This window comes from bacterium, from assembly GCA_020440705.1.
Taxonomy (GTDB): Bacteria; Krumholzibacteriota; Krumholzibacteriia; order LZORAL124-64-63; family LZORAL124-64-63; genus JAGRNP01.
Genome location: JAGRNP010000396.1, coordinates 1 through 520 on the forward strand (window position 1 = coordinate 1; position 520 = coordinate 520).

The 520-nt window shown below is 68.1% G+C and carries 1 protein-coding gene; it reads left to right on the top strand.

From position 1 onward, the window contains the following. The coding region (locus KDM41_18985; protein ID MCB1185511.1) for a hypothetical protein at positions 1-520 on the top strand (520 nt) is incomplete at both ends.

The window sequence follows — 520 nt, forward strand, 5'->3', positions numbered from 1 at the left end:
CACCGCTATGTCAACCGCCGGCTGATCCACGAGGACGAGGCCTGGCAAGAGGTGATGCAGGCCCCTTCGGCGGAAGAGGCGCACGAGATCGAGGGGCCGCAGGGCGAGCTGGACGTGCACCGCATGGACTGCGTGGACTGCCACAACCGGGTGGGACACCGCTTCCGGGATCCCGCGTACGCCATCGACGAGGAGCTCCGCCTGGGCGAGCTGCCGGCGGACCTGCCCTACATCAAGGCCCGTTCGCTGGGCGCGCTGACCGGCAACTACAACGACGAAGAGCAGGCCATGCGGGCGATCCGCCGGCACCTGGTCAACTATTACGAGCGCTACTTCCCGGAGCTGGCCGAGACGCGCGACCAGGAGATCGAGGCCGCGGTCGCGCGGCTGCAGGAGCTCTACCGGACCAACATCCACCCCGGCATGAATGTGGGCTGGAATCCCTACCCGGACAACATGGGGCACCGCGGCGACACCGGCTGCTTCCGCTGCCACAACCCGGACATGCAGGACGAGACCG